The organism is Hymenobacter ruber, assembly GCF_054783255.1.
Genome location: NZ_BAAGQX010000003.1, coordinates 389,867 through 406,650, shown reverse-complemented (window position 1 = coordinate 406,650; position 16,784 = coordinate 389,867). Strand labels below are relative to the sequence as shown.

The 16,784-nt window shown below is 61.7% G+C and carries 12 protein-coding genes; 7 read left to right on the top strand and 5 right to left on the bottom strand.

Annotated elements, in window-relative coordinates; genetic code table 11:
• The first annotated feature begins 123 nt into the window (after positions 1-123).
• Positions 124-1,668: a 2,3-bisphosphoglycerate-independent phosphoglycerate mutase gene (gene gpmI, locus ACYVM5_RS08760; RefSeq protein WP_460617749.1), complete on the top strand. Its 1,545-nt coding sequence runs from the start codon at positions 124-126 to the stop codon at positions 1,666-1,668.
• Positions 1,661-2,242 (top strand): hypothetical protein, encoded by a 582-nt coding sequence (locus tag ACYVM5_RS08755; RefSeq protein WP_460617748.1) that lies wholly within the window; start codon positions 1,661-1,663, stop codon positions 2,240-2,242. Before gpmI ends, ACYVM5_RS08755 begins: the two co-directional genes overlap by 8 nt.
• 19 nt (positions 2,243-2,261) lie before the next feature.
• On the opposite strand, the gene ACYVM5_RS08750 is transcribed toward ACYVM5_RS08755, so the two are convergent.
• Positions 2,262-3,803, bottom strand: coding sequence for a hypothetical protein (locus ACYVM5_RS08750; protein ID WP_460617747.1), 1,542 nt, complete (start codon positions 3,801-3,803; stop codon positions 2,262-2,264).
• Positions 3,804-3,905: 102 nt separating this feature from the next.
• Positions 3,906-4,979 carry a peptide chain release factor 1 gene (gene prfA, locus ACYVM5_RS08745; protein ID WP_460610892.1) on the bottom strand — a complete coding sequence of 358 codons (1,074 nt, stop codon included), beginning with the start codon at positions 4,977-4,979 and terminating at the stop codon, positions 3,906-3,908.
• A gap of 349 nt (positions 4,980-5,328) precedes the next feature.
• Between prfA and thrA the strand changes: the two genes are divergently transcribed.
• The 5 genes from thrA to ACYVM5_RS08720 all read left to right on the top strand — a co-directional run bounded on the left by thrA (position 5,329) and on the right by ACYVM5_RS08720 (position 12,549).
• The gene (gene thrA / locus ACYVM5_RS08740; protein ID WP_460617746.1) at positions 5,329-7,776 is read left to right on the top strand and encodes a homoserine dehydrogenase family protein; all 2,448 of its coding nucleotides are present in this window, start codon (positions 5,329-5,331) and stop codon (positions 7,774-7,776) included.
• Between the two features lie 105 nt (positions 7,777-7,881).
• Complete coding sequence (locus ACYVM5_RS08735) at positions 7,882-8,814, top strand: homoserine kinase (RefSeq protein ID WP_460617745.1); 933 nt, start codon at positions 7,882-7,884, stop codon at positions 8,812-8,814.
• A gap of 129 nt (positions 8,815-8,943) precedes the next feature.
• Positions 8,944-10,239 (top strand): PALP domain-containing protein, encoded by a 1,296-nt coding sequence (gene thrC, locus ACYVM5_RS08730; protein WP_460617744.1) that lies wholly within the window; start codon positions 8,944-8,946, stop codon positions 10,237-10,239.
• A gap of 71 nt (positions 10,240-10,310) precedes the next feature.
• Positions 10,311-11,000 (top strand): c-type heme family protein, encoded by a 690-nt coding sequence (locus tag ACYVM5_RS08725; protein ID WP_460617743.1) that lies wholly within the window; start codon positions 10,311-10,313, stop codon positions 10,998-11,000.
• Between the two features lie 247 nt (positions 11,001-11,247).
• Positions 11,248-12,549: a protoporphyrinogen/coproporphyrinogen oxidase gene (locus ACYVM5_RS08720; protein WP_460617742.1), complete on the top strand. Its 1,302-nt coding sequence runs from the start codon at positions 11,248-11,250 to the stop codon at positions 12,547-12,549.
• A gap of 78 nt (positions 12,550-12,627) precedes the next feature.
• Here the strand turns inward: ACYVM5_RS08720 and ACYVM5_RS08715 are convergent, their stop codons facing one another.
• The 3 genes from ACYVM5_RS08715 to ACYVM5_RS08705 all read right to left on the bottom strand — a co-directional run bounded on the left by ACYVM5_RS08715 (position 12,628) and on the right by ACYVM5_RS08705 (position 16,779).
• On the bottom strand, positions 12,628-14,046 hold the full coding sequence (locus ACYVM5_RS08715) for an MFS transporter (protein ID WP_460617741.1): 1,419 nt from the start codon (positions 14,044-14,046) through the stop codon (positions 12,628-12,630).
• Between the two features lie 91 nt (positions 14,047-14,137).
• Complete coding sequence (locus ACYVM5_RS08710; RefSeq protein ID WP_460617740.1) at positions 14,138-15,961, bottom strand: alpha-amylase family protein; 1,824 nt, start codon at positions 15,959-15,961, stop codon at positions 14,138-14,140.
• A 110-nt stretch (positions 15,962-16,071) separates the two neighbouring features.
• On the bottom strand, positions 16,072-16,779 hold the full coding sequence (locus ACYVM5_RS08705) for an SDR family oxidoreductase (protein ID WP_460617739.1): 708 nt from the start codon (positions 16,777-16,779) through the stop codon (positions 16,072-16,074).
• Positions 16,780-16,784 lie beyond the last annotated feature (5 nt).

Below are 16,784 nucleotides of genomic sequence, written 5' to 3'. Positions count from 1 at the left end.
GTGCCAGGAAGTAATCAACGACTTTGAGCAGGCCCGCTCAAAGCTAGAAATCGCCCCAACTTAAAGCAGGCACGAAGGTAGAAAATTTCAACCAGAGGCGCGGCCCCGCCGTATCTTTGCGCCATGAGTAAGCAGGTATTATTGGTAATTCTGGATGGGTGGGGCATTGCCCCGAACACGGCAGTTTCGGCAGTAGATGCGGCTAGTACGCCGTTCTTTCACGAGCTGTTGCAGCGGTTTCCGCACAGCACCTTGCAGGCGTCGGGCGAGGCCGTGGGCCTGCCCGAAGGCCAGATGGGCAACTCCGAAGTGGGCCACATGAACATCGGGGCCGGCCGCGTGGTCGACCAGGAGCTGGTGCGCATTGGCAAGTCCATCCGGGAGCGCAAGCTGGGCCAGATGCCCGCGCTGGTGAAAGCCTTCGACTACGCCATTGCCAATGATAAGCCGTTGCACCTCATTGGCCTGCTTTCCGACGGCGGCGTGCACTCGCACATCGACCACGTGAAGGCACTCTGCACCATTGCCCACGAGGCGGGCGTGCGGCGCGTGTATGTACACGCCTTCACCGACGGCCGCGACACTGACCCCAAGAGCGGCGTACGCTTCGTGAACGAGCTGGAAGAATCGATGGTGCGCAGCGGGGCCAAAATCGCCTCGGTGGTGGGCCGTTACTACGCCATGGACCGTGACCGTCGCTGGGAGCGGGTGAAAATTGCCTACGACCTGCTGGTGAATGGCATCGGCACGCCCTCGCAAAACCTGATTCAGACCATTCAGGAGCAGTATAAAGAAGGGGTGACGGACGAGTTCCTGAAGCCCATTGTGAAGACCGGGGCCGACGGCCAGCCGTTGGCCACCATTCAGGAGGGTGATGTGGTGCTGTGCTTCAACTTCCGCACCGACCGCGGCCGCGAAATCACGGAAGTGCTGACGCAGCAGGACATGAACGCCTTCCAGATGCAGCGCCTCAACCTGCATTATCTCACGCTGACCAACTACGACGACACCTTCGTGGGCGTGACGCCCATTTTTGAGAAAGACAACCTGAATAATACGCTGGGCGAGGTGCTGGCGGCGCACGGCAAAACCCAGATTCGCATTGCCGAAACCGAGAAGTATCCGCACGTCACGTTCTTCTTCTCGGGCGGGCGGGAAAATGAGTTTGCGGGCGAAACGCGCATCCTGCGGGCTTCGCCCAAAGTGGCGACCTACGACCTGCAACCCGAAATGAGCGCCGCCGAGCTGCGTGACGCGCTGGTGCCGGAGCTGCTGGCTAAGTCGGCCGATTTCGTGGTGCTGAACTTCGCCAACCCCGACATGGTGGGCCACACCGGCGTGTTCGAGGCCGTGGTGAAGGCCGTGGAAACGACCGATGCCTGCGCCCGCGCCGTGGTAGAAGCCGCGCTGGAAGCCGGTTACGCCAGCATCATCATCGCCGACCACGGGAATGCCGAGTTTATGCGCAATGCCGACGGCTCGCCCAACACCGCTCACACCACCAACCTGGTGCCCTGCATTCTGGTCGATAACGACTACCGCGGCACCCTGGCCGATGGCAAGCTGGGCGACCTGGCCCCCACCATCCTGGAGCTGATGGGCGTGCCCAAGCCAGTCGAAATGACGGGCCTGAGCATCCTGCGGCCCAGCACCGCCCCGAATGCGTAAGCGCGGCCTGATAATAGGCGGGTGGGCATTGGGCGTAGTATTGCTAGCTGGCTGCGGTGAAGCCGGCCCCGCCGCGCCTGCCGCCCGCCGCCCGCTGTACTTCGATGTGAAAGGCCTGCTCACGCAGCAGGTGGCGCAACTGGAGCAGCGCCACGCCGTCGTGACCAAGCATGTGAGCCTGCGCGGCGATGCGCCCGAAACCGTGCGCGTGCCTACCGTGAAGTGGAACGACGAGCTGCAGATTTTCTTTCAGGCCGACATCAACAAAGCTGCCCTGCGCGGGGCCTACGCCGTGGATTCGGTGGCGCTGCCCGGTGGGCTGCTGCGCCGCACCTACACGCGCCTGCCGGGCCAGTCCAATGCGCCCGTAGCCAGCCTGACGGTGGTGCAGCAGGGCGCAGTGCCACAGGAAATCGCAGCTACTATCATCCAGAATAACCCGTTGTTTTCGGCGCAGAAACAGTTGCGGATGCAGCTGGAAAATGGCCAAGTGCGCACTTATGAAGTGGTGGGCACCCAGAAGCTGGTACTGTTTGACACGTTGCGTTACTCAGCCGCCGGGCGGGTAGAGTAACGCAACATTACGTTGCTGTCTATTTGTGTTCGTATGCCCCCAAACTGGGCGTACTCTGATTGCGAGTCAGATTAATGAGGTCCTGGAGCGGCGTGGTTGAGCCTGCTGCCCTTGGCCGACGTGGGAAGGTAGCTGGCGAAGTGGCCTGCAAGGTGTAATCGGGCCGGCTGCTGGTGAGCGCCGTGCGGACAAACAGCGGGTCTACGTTAACGATATTAGCCAACTGACTGGCGGCCAGGCCAGGCTTATCGGTGGCATTCGTGGCGGCCTGGTATTCCTTGGTGCGAAGCAGCGAATTTTGCACCTTGATATTGGACAAATAGTCGGCGTTGTTTTGCAGATACAGCTCATCCTCAAAAGAACCCCACACAATGGAATTGCGGATGGTGACGCTGGTGGGCATTTTTGGCGGGTTCTTCAGGGCATCGTCTACGTTGGTGAACGTGAGAGAGGATGTTTCGCGCCGGAAGGCTGGCGTGTAGTTGGCAATGGTGCAGAAGTTCAGGTCGTAGGTACCGCCGATGCCTACCATCGCATATTCGCCGCAGTTGGTGAAGAGGCAGTTGGTGGCCGTGACATCGCCGGAGTAGCTGATGACGCCGCCGCCGGTGCCGGGGTTTGCATTAGCGAAGGAGGCATTTGACCCCGAAATATTGCGGAAAACGGTATTGTTCAGCGCCAGCGTGGGATGAGTAGGCAACGCGTCGCGGTTGTAGAGCAGTGCGCCAAACGTGGCGTTCTTGATTTCAGCGTAGCGAATGCTGTTGTTGCGGCTGGTGCTGGTGAAAATGATGCCGCCCCACTGGCTGGGAATGTCGGCGTAAAATGGCTCCAGCCGGTCGCCCTGGAAGCGGACGACGTTGAGGTTATTGGCTTTCACAGTATCGGTCGTGGCAGTGCCGGGTAGGAAGTCGTCGTTCACCCGAAGCGTGCCATCTACTTGAATGAATGCTCCGGCATGCAAGTAGATGCGGGCTCCTTTGGGAATGCGCAGTATGCCGGTGCCTGTTACGAGAACCCCAACTTCGCCATTGCCTAATGGACTGTTGATGATAACATGAGGCTTGTCGGTACGCCACGTGACATCGCCGGTAATGACAGTGGCCCGGTGGAAATACGCATTTTGGCCATAGGCCACCACTTTCACGTTCTGCTCGTTCCCATTGGTGCGAAAATTTACCTGGTCTGCCAGCACGAAAGGCTTAACGTCTTTTCCATTATCGCCCAGCACGGCGCGCACTAGCACCAGCAGGCTGTCCTTGCCCCGAATGGTGACGCCGCTGATAGATGGTCCAGCATCCCCATTGATAATCAGGGAGTAGGTAGTACCCAGCTTGCCGGCTAGGCTCACGTCGGTTTTCACCGCGCCGCTGTTGCGGTTGTACACCCACAGCCGCTTCGTCACCGTCTGGATAGTGGTAAACACCGTGTCAAACTTCACCGAATCAGTAGCGAACTCCAGGCTGCCGGAGGTTTGCACTAAGTCTTCCTTTGGCTCGCAGCCGGGCAGGACGGTGAGCAGGCAACTCAGAACCAGAAACAGCGGGAAGAGGTGGCGCATAAGCAGTGGCGAAGGCATGGAATTACCGGGAGCAAACGATAAAGCCGGAATGGTATTGCAACCGAAGCGGCGGGGCCGGCAGGTGCCAGCCCCGCGCCGGCCTTATTTCGTTACGCCTTCCTGCAGGCGCTCAGCGCTTTCGGCCAGGCGGAGCTGCTCCACGAAGTCGTCTACGTTGCCTTCCATCACGCTGGCCAGGTTGTACACCGTGTAGCCAATGCGGTGGTCCGTCACGCGGCCCTGCGGGTAGTTGTAGGTGCGGATTTTATCGCTGCGGTCGCCGCCGCCAATCATGGTTTTGCGCACCAGGCCGTCGGCCTCGTTCTTCTTGGCCAGCTCCATGTCGTACACGCGGGAGCGCAGCACGGCCAAGGCTTTGTCGAAGTTTTTGAGCTGCGACTTCTGGTCCTGGCATTGGGCCACGAGGCCGGTGGGCAAGTGGGTGAGGCGCACGGCCGAGTAGGTCGTGTTTACCGACTGGCCGCCGGGGCCGCTGGAGCAGAAGTAGTCCTTACGGATGTCGCTCATATTCAGCTCCACGTCGAATTCTTCCACTTCGGGGATTACCACGATGGACGCCACGCTGGTGTGGATGCGGCCCTGGGTTTCGGTGGCCGGCACGCGCTGCACGCGGTGCACGCCGCTTTCAAACTTCAGTTTGCCGTACACGTCCTCGCCGCGCACGGCCACGATGATTTCCTTGTAGCCGCCGGCGGTGCCTTCCATGGCGTCCATGAGCTCCATTTTCCAGCCCTGCTTTTCGGCAAAGCGCATATACATGCGCTGCAAATCGCCGGCAAAAATGGCCGCTTCGTCGCCGCCCGCACCGGCCCGGATTTCCATGATGACGTCTTTCGAGTCGTTGGGGTCCTTGGGGAGCAGCAGGTCTTTAATCACTTCTTCGAGGCGCTCCTGTTCGGGCATCAGCTCGTCGAGCTCGGCCTTGGCCATCTCGCGGAAGTCCTGGTCCTTTTCGGTGGCAATGACTTCGCGGGCGTTTTCGATGTTGCTGAGCACCTGCTGGTAGTTGCGGTACTGCGCCACAATCTTGCCCAGCTCTTTGTACTCCTTGTTCAGGGACTTGTAGCGCTTCAGGTCCGACATCACGTCGGGCTGCATCAGCTCTTCGTTGACGTTTTCGTAGCGCTGGTTGATGGCTTCTAGTTTATCGAGCATCGGGTGTTCGGGAAATAATCAGATAGTCTGCAAAGATACGGATTCTAAACACCGCTATTCAGTACGTTGGTTCGCGGACTTAGCCAGGCGAATACCACCAGCAAGCCAGCGCGCCCAACAAACCGCCGAACGGATGCGGGAAATGGCCCCAGCGCGCCCTACATTGCGCCCGTCTGTTTGGGCGCGGCTGCTGTTGAGTTATGTGATAGCAAGGCTATTCTAACCTGATGCTCGCCCCGCCAAACAGCTCTTTTTACGTCCTAAAGCATCCTCGTTCAAGCTCTCAAACTCTTCTGGTTTCGCACTTCCCACCCAAGCGGCACCGCTACTTCACCAACCAGAAACTGCAATGCAAGTGTTGAAATTCGGAGGCACGTCGGTGGCCTCTGCTGCGAATATTGATAAAAGCTGCGTCATCGCCATGAAGGCTCTCGAAAAGGGCCCAGTGGTAATGGTCGTGTCGGCCCTGGGCGGCACCACCGATGCGCTGATTAAGGCCGGCCGCACGGCGGAAGCGGGCGACTTGGCCTACCAGGAGATTCTGCAGCAGTTGGAGCAGCGCCACCTTACCGCGGCCGAAGAATTGCAGCTGCCGCCCGCGCCCCTGGATACCGCCACGGCCCTGATTACGGACGGCTTTCTGGAGTTGCACCGGCTGTGCGACGGCATCGCGTCGCTGCAGGAACTGTCGAGCCGCACCCTGGACCGGCTAGTGAGCCACGGTGAACTGCTGTCGTCGCAACTGGTAGAGCTGCATTTCCACAGCTTCTGGCCCGATACCGTGTGGGCCGATGCCCGCCAGCTCATCCGCACCAACTCGCGCTTTGGTAATGCGGAAGTGGACATTGCCACCACCGGCCGGCTGGTGCAGGATTTTCAGGCCCGGTACCCCGGCGACTCGTGGATAGTGCCCGGCTTCATCGCCGCCGATGCCCACGGTACCACCACCACGCTGGGCCGCGGCGGCTCCGACTACACGGCCGCCCTGCTGGCCGCCGCCCTCGATGCCGAGGTGCTGGAAATATGGACCGACGTGAGTGGCATGATGACCGCCGACCCGCGCCTCGTGCGTAGCGCCCGGCCTATTGCCCGCATCTCGTACCAGGAAGCTATGGAGCTGTCGCACTTCGGCGCGAAGGTGCTCTATCCGCCCACTATTCAGCCGGTGATGCAGCGCGGAATTCCGCTCTGGATTAAAAACACCTTCGCCCCCGACGACTACGGTACGCTGGTCGAGGTAAGCCCGCCCCGGCCCGCCGCTGTCGTGCAAGGCATTTCCAGCATCGGCAACCTGACGCTGCTGAACTTGGAGGGCAGCGGCATGGTGGGCGTGCCGGGCTTTTCGCAGCGGCTGTTTGCCGCGCTGGCCCGCGAGCGCATCAACGTGGTGCTCATCACCCAAAGCTCGTCGGAGCATTCGATTTGCGTGGGCGTCAACAGCCAAGACACAGCTGCTGCCCAAGCCGTGGTGGATGAGGAGTTTGCGACGGAAATCGCGGCCGGCCGCATCGAGCCGCTATGGCCTGAAACCGACCTCGCCATTGTGGCGCTGGTTGGTGATAACATGAAAAACCACCCCGGCATCAGCGGCAAGCTGTTTGGCGCGCTGGGGCAGAACGGGGTGAACATCCGGGCCATCGCGCAGGGCGCTTCGGAAAAGAATATCTCGACCGTGATTCGGGCCACCGATGTGCGCAAGGCCATCAACGTGCTGCACGAGGCCTTTTTTGAGGCCACCAAGAAGCAGGTGAACCTGTTCATCCTTGGTCCCGGCAACGTGGGCAACAAATTGCTGGAGCAGCTGGCGCGGCAGCAGCCGCACCTGCTCGAAAAGCTGGGCTTGCAAGTGCGCGTGGTGGCCATTGCCAATAGCCGCCACTGTCTGATAAACGAAGAAGGCCTCGACCTCACCGCCTGGCCCGAGGAGCTGGCGCAAGCCCCGGCCCAGACGCTGGAGGAATTCACCCAGCTCATCATTGCCCGCAACCTGCGCAATTCCATCTTCGTGGACGTGACAGCCAACCCGGCCGCCGCCGGCATCTACGCCGACTTGCTGGCGAAAAGCGTGGCCATCGTGGCGTGTAATAAGGTGGCCGCGTCGTCAGATTACGCGCATTATGCCAAGCTCAAAAGCCTGTCGAAAGAATTCAATGCCAGCTACTTGTTTGAAACCAACGTGGGCGCGGCCCTGCCCATCATTGGCACACTGAATGACCTCACGCGCAGCGGCGACGTGGTGCGGCGCATGGAAGCCGTGCTCTCGGGCACGCTCAACTTCGTGTTTAACAACTACGACGGCTCCCGGCCCTTTGCCGACGTGGTGCGCCAGGCCCAGGCCGAAGGCTACACCGAGCCCGACCCGCGCCTCGACCTGAGCGGCTCGGACGTGGCTCGCAAAATCCTCATCCTCGCCCGCGAAGCCGGGCAGGTGATGGAAATGGCAGATATCGAAATCGAAACCTTCCTGCCGCCCGCCTGCCTCGAAGGCGACGTGGAAGCCTTCTACACCCAGATGGCGGCGCACGAAGCACATTTCCGCGCCCTCTATGACGCGGCTACAGCGGCTGGCAAGCGCCTGAAATTCGTGGCCCGCTATGCTGATGGCCACGCCGCCGTGGGCCTGCAGCAGGTAGCACCGGGGCACGACCTCTACGACCTGCGCGGCAAGGACAACGTGGTGCTCTTCTACACCGACCGCTACGTGGACCAGCCGCTGGTGGTAAAGGGGGCCGGGGCGGGTGCGGAGGTTACGGCTTCGGGCGTGTTCGCGGATATTATTCGCGCCGCGCGGCTGTAGCGCGGACTTTGTAGTCCGCGTCTTTGCGCTATTGACCTCGTATTCAATCGCGGACTGCAAAGTCCGCGCTACACTTTCATTCGCGGACTAAAAGTCCGTGCTATTATGCCTGATTCCGTTCTCGTTCACTCCCCCGCTACGCTTTCCAATCTGGGCTGCGGCTTCGATGTTTTCGGCTTGTCGCTGGCTGAGCCTTACGACATTATCCGCCTCACGCGCAGCACTACGCCGGGCGTCCGCATTCAGCACCACGACCCGTACAACCTGCCCACCGACCCGCTGCACAACGTGGCCGGCGTGGCCCTGCTGGCGTTGTTGAAGCAGGTGCCGGAAGCCGTGGGCTTCGAGCTGGAAATCACCAAAGGCATCAAACCGGGCAGCGGGGTGGGTAGCAGCGCGGCCAGTGCCGCCGGGGCCGTGGTGGCGGCCAATGCGCTGTTGGGCAACCGCTTCACCAAAATGCAGCTCGTGGATTTTGCGATGGAAGGGGAGGCCGTAGCCTCCGGTGCGCGCCACGCCGACAACATCGCGCCGGCCATTTTTGGCGGCTTCACGGTGGTGCGGGCGCTGGAGCCGGCCATTGATATCATTGCCCTACCCGCGCCGCCGCTGTGGGTGGCCGTGGTGCATCCGCAGATTGAGCTGAAAACCAGCGACTCGCGCAAGGTATTGCCGGCCACGGTGCCGCTGGGCCTGGCCGTGCGGCAGTGGGCCAACGTAGCGGGCCTGGTGTCGGGCTTTCTGCTGGCCGATTACGACCTCATCGGCCGCTCGCTCGACGACTACATCGTGGAGCCGGCGCGGCTGCCGCTCATTCCCGGCTTGGCCGAGGCGCGGACGCGGGCGCTGGCAGCGGGAGCCATTGGTGGCGGAATTTCGGGTTCGGGGCCGTCCATTTTCATGCTGAACCGGACGGAGGCAACGGCGCAGGCCGTGGGCGCGGCGATGGGCAGCGTGTTCACCGAGCTGCGGATTGAATGCAACGTGTACGTGGGGCCAGTGGGCACGACGGGGGCGCGGGTAGTGGCGGAAGAATAAATGAACCCGCCTGTCATCCTGAGCGCAGCGAAGGACCTTATCACATTCGCGCAAATTGCTCTGACGTGATAAGGTCCTTCGCTCCGCTCAGGATGACAGGCGGCTATATAGAATCAGCAAGCAACAAAAATGAAATACTACAGCCTCCGCCACCAGTCGCCGCCGGTTGATTTTCGCACCGCCACCATCACCGGGCAGGCGCCGGATGGCGGTCTGTATTTCCCCGAAAGCATTCCGAAATTCTCGGCCGGTTTCCTGCGCGAGTTGCGCAGCCTGAGCCGGGCTACGGTAGCCTTCAACGTGATGCGGCCCTACGTGGGCAGCACCATTGCCGAGGCCGACTTGCAGCGCATTTGCGCCGAGGCGGTAGATTTTGAGTTTCCGCTGGTGCCAGTGGCGGCGGAGGTGTCGGCGCTGGAGCTGTTTCATGGACCAACATTGGCATTTAAAGACGTGGGAGCGCGGTTTATGAGCCGCTGCCTGGGCTATTTCGCCCAGCGTGGCGACACGCCGCCCGTGACCGTGCTGGTGGCTACTTCGGGCGATACAGGCGGAGCCGTGGCTAGCGGTTTTCTGGGCGTGCCGGGCGTGGAAGTGGTGATTCTTTACCCTTCGGGCAAGGTGAGCCCGGTGCAGGAGCAGCAGCTCACCACGCTAGGCCAGAACATCACGGCGCTGGAAGTAGCCGGCACCTTCGACGACTGCCAGGCGCTGGTGAAACAGGCGTTTCTGGACCCAGAGCTGGCCCGGAAGCGCTTTCTGACATCGGCCAATAGCATCAACGTGGCGCGGTGGCTGCCGCAGCAGCTGTACTACTGCTTTGCCATGCAGCAGTGGCCGGTTGGGGCCCCCGCGCCGGTGGTGTCGGTGCCGAGCGGCAATTTTGGTAACCTGTGCGCGGGGCTGCTGGCCCAGGCTTCGGGGTTGCCGTTAGGGCATTTCATCGCGGCCTGCAATGCCAACGAGCCAGTACCGGTGTACCTGCGCACGGGCACGTTCACGCCCCGGCCGGCCGTGCCCACTTTTTCCAACGCCATGGACGTGGGCAACCCCAGCAACTTCGTCCGCATTCTGGAGCTGTTTGACAACGACCTGACCAAGCTGCGCGCCGCCCTCAGCGCCGATACCGTGACCGATGCCGAAACCGTGGCCGCCATCCGGCAGGTGTGGGAGCGCGACGACTACCTGCTCGACCCGCACGGCGCGGTGGCCTACACGGCGCTGCGCCGCTACCAGGCCCAGCACGCGGGCGCGGCGGGCCTGATTCTGGCTACGGCCCACCCCGTGAAATTCCCCGATGTGGTGGAGCCCATTCTCGGCCGGGCCATCGAACTGCCGGCCGTGGTGCAGGCTTTGCAGGGTCGCGCCAAACGAAGCGTGCCGCTGGCGGTTAACTACGAGGAATTGAAAGCCTACCTGATGTAACCGGGCGGCGGCTTGGGCCATTGGGGCGGCGGTTCGGACCTTTGCGTAAAATCAGTTCAATACCCGCATCCGTGAACAACCTGCTGTACAAAACTGCGCTGCCCGTGCTGGCCCTGGCCTTCGCGGCCTGCCGCCCCGACCAGGTGGAGCACCTTAAGGACAGCAAGCGCATCGGCATCGAAGCCGAAAACTGGGAGGTGAAGCGCATCATGCCCCGCGACCTGCTGCACGCCACCCGCTGGGCCGGCGACTCCCTCACCGCCACCGCCGACTCGCTGCTGCGCCGCACCCTGGCCCGCGAGCTGGCCGCCGGGGGCGTGGCCCGCGCTCTGGCGTTCTGCAAGCCCGAAACTTACGGGGCGGTCGATTCCTTGGCCGGCGTGCTCAAGGCCACGGCCCACCGCGTGAGCGAAAGGCCGCGCAACCCCGCCAGCCAGGCCCCGCTGCTGGCCGAGGAAATGCGGCCCGACACGGTGCGCACCATCAAGCGGCTGTCGCAGGAGGTGTTTTTCTACCAGCGGCCCATCGTGCTGAATAACCAGCTGTGCCTACGCTGCCATGGCGAAATCGGCAAGGACATTTCGGCGGCTGATTACGCCCTCATTAAGCAGAAATTCCCGCAGGACCAAGCCACCGGCTACCGGCTGGGCCAGTCCATGGGCGCGTGGCAGCTCAGCCTGCAACGCCCCGGCGTAGCCGAATTCTGGACCATGAAAACGCGCAAGAAATGGAAGGAGCACAAGATGCCGAAGCTGTTTTGAGGGCGAGGGTATCAGGCCACTGCTACCAGTTGGGCATTCCTGTCATCCTGAGCGCAGCGAAGGAACTTGTCACATTGCGCCGTTAGAATTGCTGCAAACTGTTTGACGTAATAAGGTCCTTCGCGGTGCTCAGGATGACAGTCGATGAAAACAATACACGCCAAACAGTCGCGGTAAGCCCAACCTTTCGCGCCCCGCGCCGTGAAATGGGAAAACGCCGCGCAAATTCCCAGTCTGCTGTTCCCTTATGACTTCATCTGATAAACCCATCATCATCATTGGCGCGGGCATGGCCGGACTGGCCTGCGCCACCTGGCTGCACCGCGCCGGCCGCGCCGTGCTGGTGCTCGAAGCGGCCGACGCCGTGGGCGGCCGCGTGCGCACCGATGTCACGCCCGACGGCTTCCGGCTCGACCGCGGCTTTCAGGTGCTGCAAACCAACTACCCTGAGGCCCGGCGCATCTTCGACTACGGCGCCCTAAACCTGAAAGCCTTCCGTTCCGGGGCCGTTATCCGGCTGGCCGATGGGCAGGAAACTACGCTGCAAAACCCGCTGCAAGCCCCGCTGGCGGCGTTTTCGGCCCTCAACTCGCCCATCGGCACCTTGCCCGATAAGCTGCGCATTTTCAGCTTGGTGCGGCACGTGCTCAAGTACACCCCCGAGGAGTTGCTGGCCCGTCCGGCCACCGATACCCTCAGCTTTCTGCAGCGCTACGGCTGGAGCGAGCAGATGATAAACTCATTCTTCAAGCCGTTTTTCGGTGGCGTTTTTCTCGATAGGGAGCTGACCACGGCCAGCAACTTTTTCGAGTTTGTGTTCCAGCAGTTTGTGACCGGAGAAGCGGCCGTGCCCGCCCTGGGCATGCAGCAATTGCCCGAGCAGCTGGCCGCCCGCCTGCCCGCCGGCACCGTGCGCCTCAACTCCCCGGTGGCGGGAGTGGTCGATGGCACACACGTGCGCCTCACCACCGGCCAGGTAATACAGGGTGCCGCCGTGGTGCTGGCTACCGACGGCCTGAGCAGCCTGCGTCTGCTGGCCGGACGCAGCGGCAACCCCGACGACAGCCTCACGGCCCAGCCGGCCGGCATTCCCACAGCGGCCCGCATTACCACCTGCACCTATTTCGCCACGCCCGGCGGCCACTCGCCGGGTCGCAACGACAAGCTGCTGCGCCTGAACGCGGCCCCCACCTGCCTGGCCCACAACGTGGCTTTTCCCGCCGACGTGAGCGGCGCCTACGCCCCGGCCGGCCGGGCACTGGTTTCCGTGAGTACCCACAACGAGCGCAGCCTGAACGAAGCCGAACTCACGGCCCGCCTACGCGAGGAACTAGCCGCCTGGTTCGGGCCGGCCGCCCGGCAGTGGGAGCACCTGCGCAGCTACCGCATCCCCACGGCGCTGCCCGTGTACCTGCCCGGCCAGCCCGTAGAGCAGCCCCTGAAACTGGCCGAAAACCTCTACCGCTGTGGCGACTGGGCCGCCTATCCCTCTCTGAATGCCGCGCTGGCCACCGGCCGCGAGGTGGCCGAGATGATTACTAAAAGCTGATTTAGCCAGATTCGTGATATAAACAAAGAGGCCCGTTTCTATGACAGAAACGGGCCTCTAAGCATTTAAAGTGAAACCCTACACTTGCGGATTGGCCGGGGCCAGGGCGTCGTAGCCGAGGGATTCAGCGGGCTCCGGCTCGGCGGGCAGGCGGATGTCGTCGGCGTCGTGTACGCGCAGGGTCAGCAGGCCCGCGATTATCATGGACGCGCCGCCGAGCACCAGCGTGAAGATGGGCTGGTCGTGGAACACGTGCTTCGTCAGCGGCCCCAGCACCAGGCCGGCTACGCCTTGGGGAATCACGATGAAGAAGTTGAACACGCCCATATAATAGCCCATTTTGTTGGACGGCAACGCGCCGGCCAGCATGGCGTAGGGCACGCTCAGGATGCTGGCCCAGGCAATGCCCACGCCCACCATCGAGAGCAGAATGTAGTGGTAGTCCTGAATGAAGTAAATCGAAATCAGCCCCACGCCGCCCATCACCAGGGCCAGCATGTGGGTGAAGCGGCGGCTGGTGGCGCGGGCCACCACTGGTAGCAGCAGCGCTACTACTGCCGACAGGCCGTTATACACCGAGAAGCATACGCCCACCCAGTCGCCGCCCTTGTTATAGAGGGCCGAAGTGGTGTCGGTGGTGTGGAAAATGTGGCTGGTAACGGCCTGCGTGGTATAAATCCACATCGAGAACAGCGCAAACCACGAGAAGAACTGCACCACGGCCAGCTGACGCATGGTCTTCGGCATGTGGAAAATGCCCTCGAACGACTCTTTTAGGCCGTTGGCGAAACCGGCGGTGCGGGCCTTCTCAGCCTCGAATTCGGCCAGGTTTTCGGGCGGGTATTCCTTGGTGCGCAGGATGGTCCAGAGCACGGCCAGGAAGAACACCAAGCCGCCCACGTAGAAGGCGTATTTCAGCGAAAGCGAGATGTGGCCAGGCTCCGGCGTGTTGGAAATGCCGAACCAGTTGGCGAACATCCAGGGCAGCGACGAGCCCACGATGGCGCCCACGCCAATGAAGAAAGTTTGGGCCCCGAAACCGGTGGTGCGCTGCTGCGAGGGCAGCAAATCGCCGACCAGCGCCCGGAAGGGCTCCATCGAAATGTTGATGCTCGAATCCAGAATCCAGAGCATGCCGGCGGCCATCCACAGGGCTGTCACGTTGGGCATCACCATCAGCGCCAGCGAGGCCAGCAGCGCCCCCACGAAGAAGAACGGCCGGCGGCGGCCCCAGCGCGGGCTCCAGGTGCGGTCGGAGAGGTAGCCAATGACGGGCTGCACCAGCAGGCCCGTGATGGGCGCGGCCAGCCACAGGAAGGCAATTTCGTCGGTCTTGGCCCCCATGGTTTCAAAAATTCGGCTCATGTTGCTGTTTTGCAGCGCAAAGCCGAACTGAATGCCGAGGAAGCCGAAGCTCATGTTCCAGATTTGCCAGAAGCTAAGCCGGGGTTTTTCGCGGGTGCTGGATGACGTAGCGACGGCGGTGGGAGCAGCCATGTATGTAAAGGAGAAGAGTGGAATGCCTGCGCCGCAAATGAACGCAGGACAGATGTTGAATTTAACAACTTACCGGTAAAGCCGGGCAGGGCTACCGGGATTTTATCTCGAAAATTTGCGCCGAGAGCGGGGCTAGCGTCAGGTTGAGGGAGCCGCGGGGCTCGCCCTCTGCGAGGAGGTCGGTGTATGTGTAGAATTTTTTGGTGCTCAGGCCCATGGCCGTCATGGCCTCAGCAGGGATGTTGAGGGTGGGCTTGTAGGTTTTGTCGGCGCTGAAATTGACCACGATGAGCAACTGCTGCTTGTCGGTGTAGCGCAGGTAGGTGTAGAGGTGGCGCTGGTTGTACTCCTTGCCCAGGTTGTTGGCGTCCTGCAGCTCGTAGAAACGGCCTTTGCGAATGGCCTCGCTGGTGCTGGTAAGGGTGAGGAGGCGGCGGTAGTAGTCGCGCAGGCTTTTTTGCTCGGGGCTGAGCTTGCCGCCGTCGAATTTGCCCTGGTTCAGCCATTTCTGGTGTTCGGGCACGCCCCAGTAGTCGAAGATGCTGGTGCGGCCGTCTTCGCTGCTGAAGCCTTCCGCCCCGCGGCCGGGCTCGCCTACTTCCTGCCCGAAATAGAGCATCACGGGTCCGCTGGCTAGGGTGGCCGTCACGGCCATAGCCGGAATAGCGCGGCGCGGGTCGGTGGCAAAGTCCGGCGAAGCAATGCGCTGCTCGTCATGGTTTTCGAGGAAGCGCAGCATGTGCGAGGAGAAGCCGTTGCTTTCCTCTTTCCACACTTTGGTGATGTCTTCGGTGGTGCCTTCCTGGCGCATCAGCTTGCGCAGGTCGTCGTAGAGGCCCACTTTGTCATACAGGAAATCGAAATGGCCCTTCTCCAGGTAGGTCCGGTATTCCTTGGGGTTATAGGCTTCGCCGATGAACACGAGGCCGGGCTTCACCTTTTTCAGCTCCGGAATCACCCAGGCCCAGAACTCGACGGGCACCATTTCCACCATGTCGCAACGGAAGCCGTCCACGTTCTTGCCGGCCCAGAATACGAGGATGTCGCGCATCTTCTTCCAGGTATCGGGCACGGGCTCGAAGTAGGTTTTGCGGCCGTTCACGTAGTCCACGCCGTAGTTCAGCTTCACGGTCTCGAACCAGTCGTTCACGCTCGGCGCTTCCGAGAAAACGTCGTTGCCGGTGGCCTTGGCGGGGTTTTCGGCGTATTTGCCGTCCTCGCGCGGGCCTTTCAGCGGGCCGAGCGGGTTGTAGTTGGCCGGCACCACGAATGCTTTGCCGGGCAGGTAGTAAAAGTTGTTGTTGGGCGCGAAAGCCTTGGTTTTGTCGTCATTAGCGCCCAAATCCACCACGCCCTGGGGCTTGGCGTCTGATTTGTAGGAGCGCGCCACGTGGTTCGGGATGAAGTCCATGAGGACGCGTAGGCCGTGGTCGTGGGTGCGCTTGATGAGGGCTTCGTACTCCGACATGCGGTTTTTCACCGTCACGGCCAGGTCGGGGGCCACGTCGTAGTAGTCCTTGATGGCGTAGGGCGAGCCGGCGCGGCCCTTCACCACGTCGGCATCGTCGGCCGGAATGCCGGCGCTGGTGTAGTCAGTCATGGTGGCGTGCTCAATTACGCCGGTGTACCACACGTGGCTCACGCCCATGCCCTTAATTTCTTCGAGGGCCTTGTCGGTAATGTCGTTGAATTTGCCGCAGCCGTTCTCTGTGATGGTGCCGTAGGGCTTGTTCAGGGCCACTTTGTTGCCGAACAGGCGCGTCATCAGCTGGTAGATGACGAGCTTATTGTCCTTCGGAACTTCGGCGGTGGTATTCGGGTCAGTGGCTTTGGGGTGTTTTTTGTCCACGGGCGGGTTGGGCAACGAGAAAGCAGCCAAAGAGAGGAGGCCACCGGCCAGCAACAGTTTTTTCATGATGCGGCAAGATAACGCTTCGCTCAGTGATTAACGATTAGTGGTTAACGGTTAGTGAATTGAAGGCACTGACAAGCGTAATACTAACCACTGACCACTAACCGTTAAGATTACCATTCCTGGGTGCAGGGGTGTAGCATGAGCTCGTCCACCACCACATGCGTGGGGGCTTCCAGCACGTAGCGCACGGCCTGGGCCACATCGGCGGGGCGGAGGTGAGTTTTCTCGTTCTCGGCGCTGCCGGGGGTGGTGTCGTTGAAATAAGTATCGACCAGCCCTGGGTAAATGGTGCTCACCTTGATGCCGTGCGGACGCACTTCCTTGCGCAGGCTGGCCAGCACGGCGTCCTGGGCAAATTTGCTGGCCCCGTAGGCCGTGCCGTGGGCGAAGGTGCGCTTGGCCACATCGGAGGTAATGCCCACGATGTGGCCTTTTTTCTGGGCCTTGAAATGCGGCACAGCAGCCTTGCACAGTAGGAAAGTGCCCTTCACGTTGGTGTCAAAAATCCGGTCCCACTCGGCCGCGTCAAACTGCTCCAGCTCATTGAACGAGCCCACGCCGGCGTTGCACACCAGAATGTCGAGGCGGCCGTAGCGGCGCAGCGTTTCGTTGATGATGTCCTGCGAATCCTGCTCGTCCGATACGTCGGCCACGATGCACAGACCCTGGGTTTTCTGGCCGAGGTCCAGCAGCTCGTCTTCGCTGCGGGCCACTGCTACCACTTTGGCGCCTTGCAGGGCCAGCAGCAACGCAATGGCTCTGCCAATGCCACGGCTCGCGCCGGTGACGATGGCAACTTGGTCGGTGAGGTCAGTCATGGGCG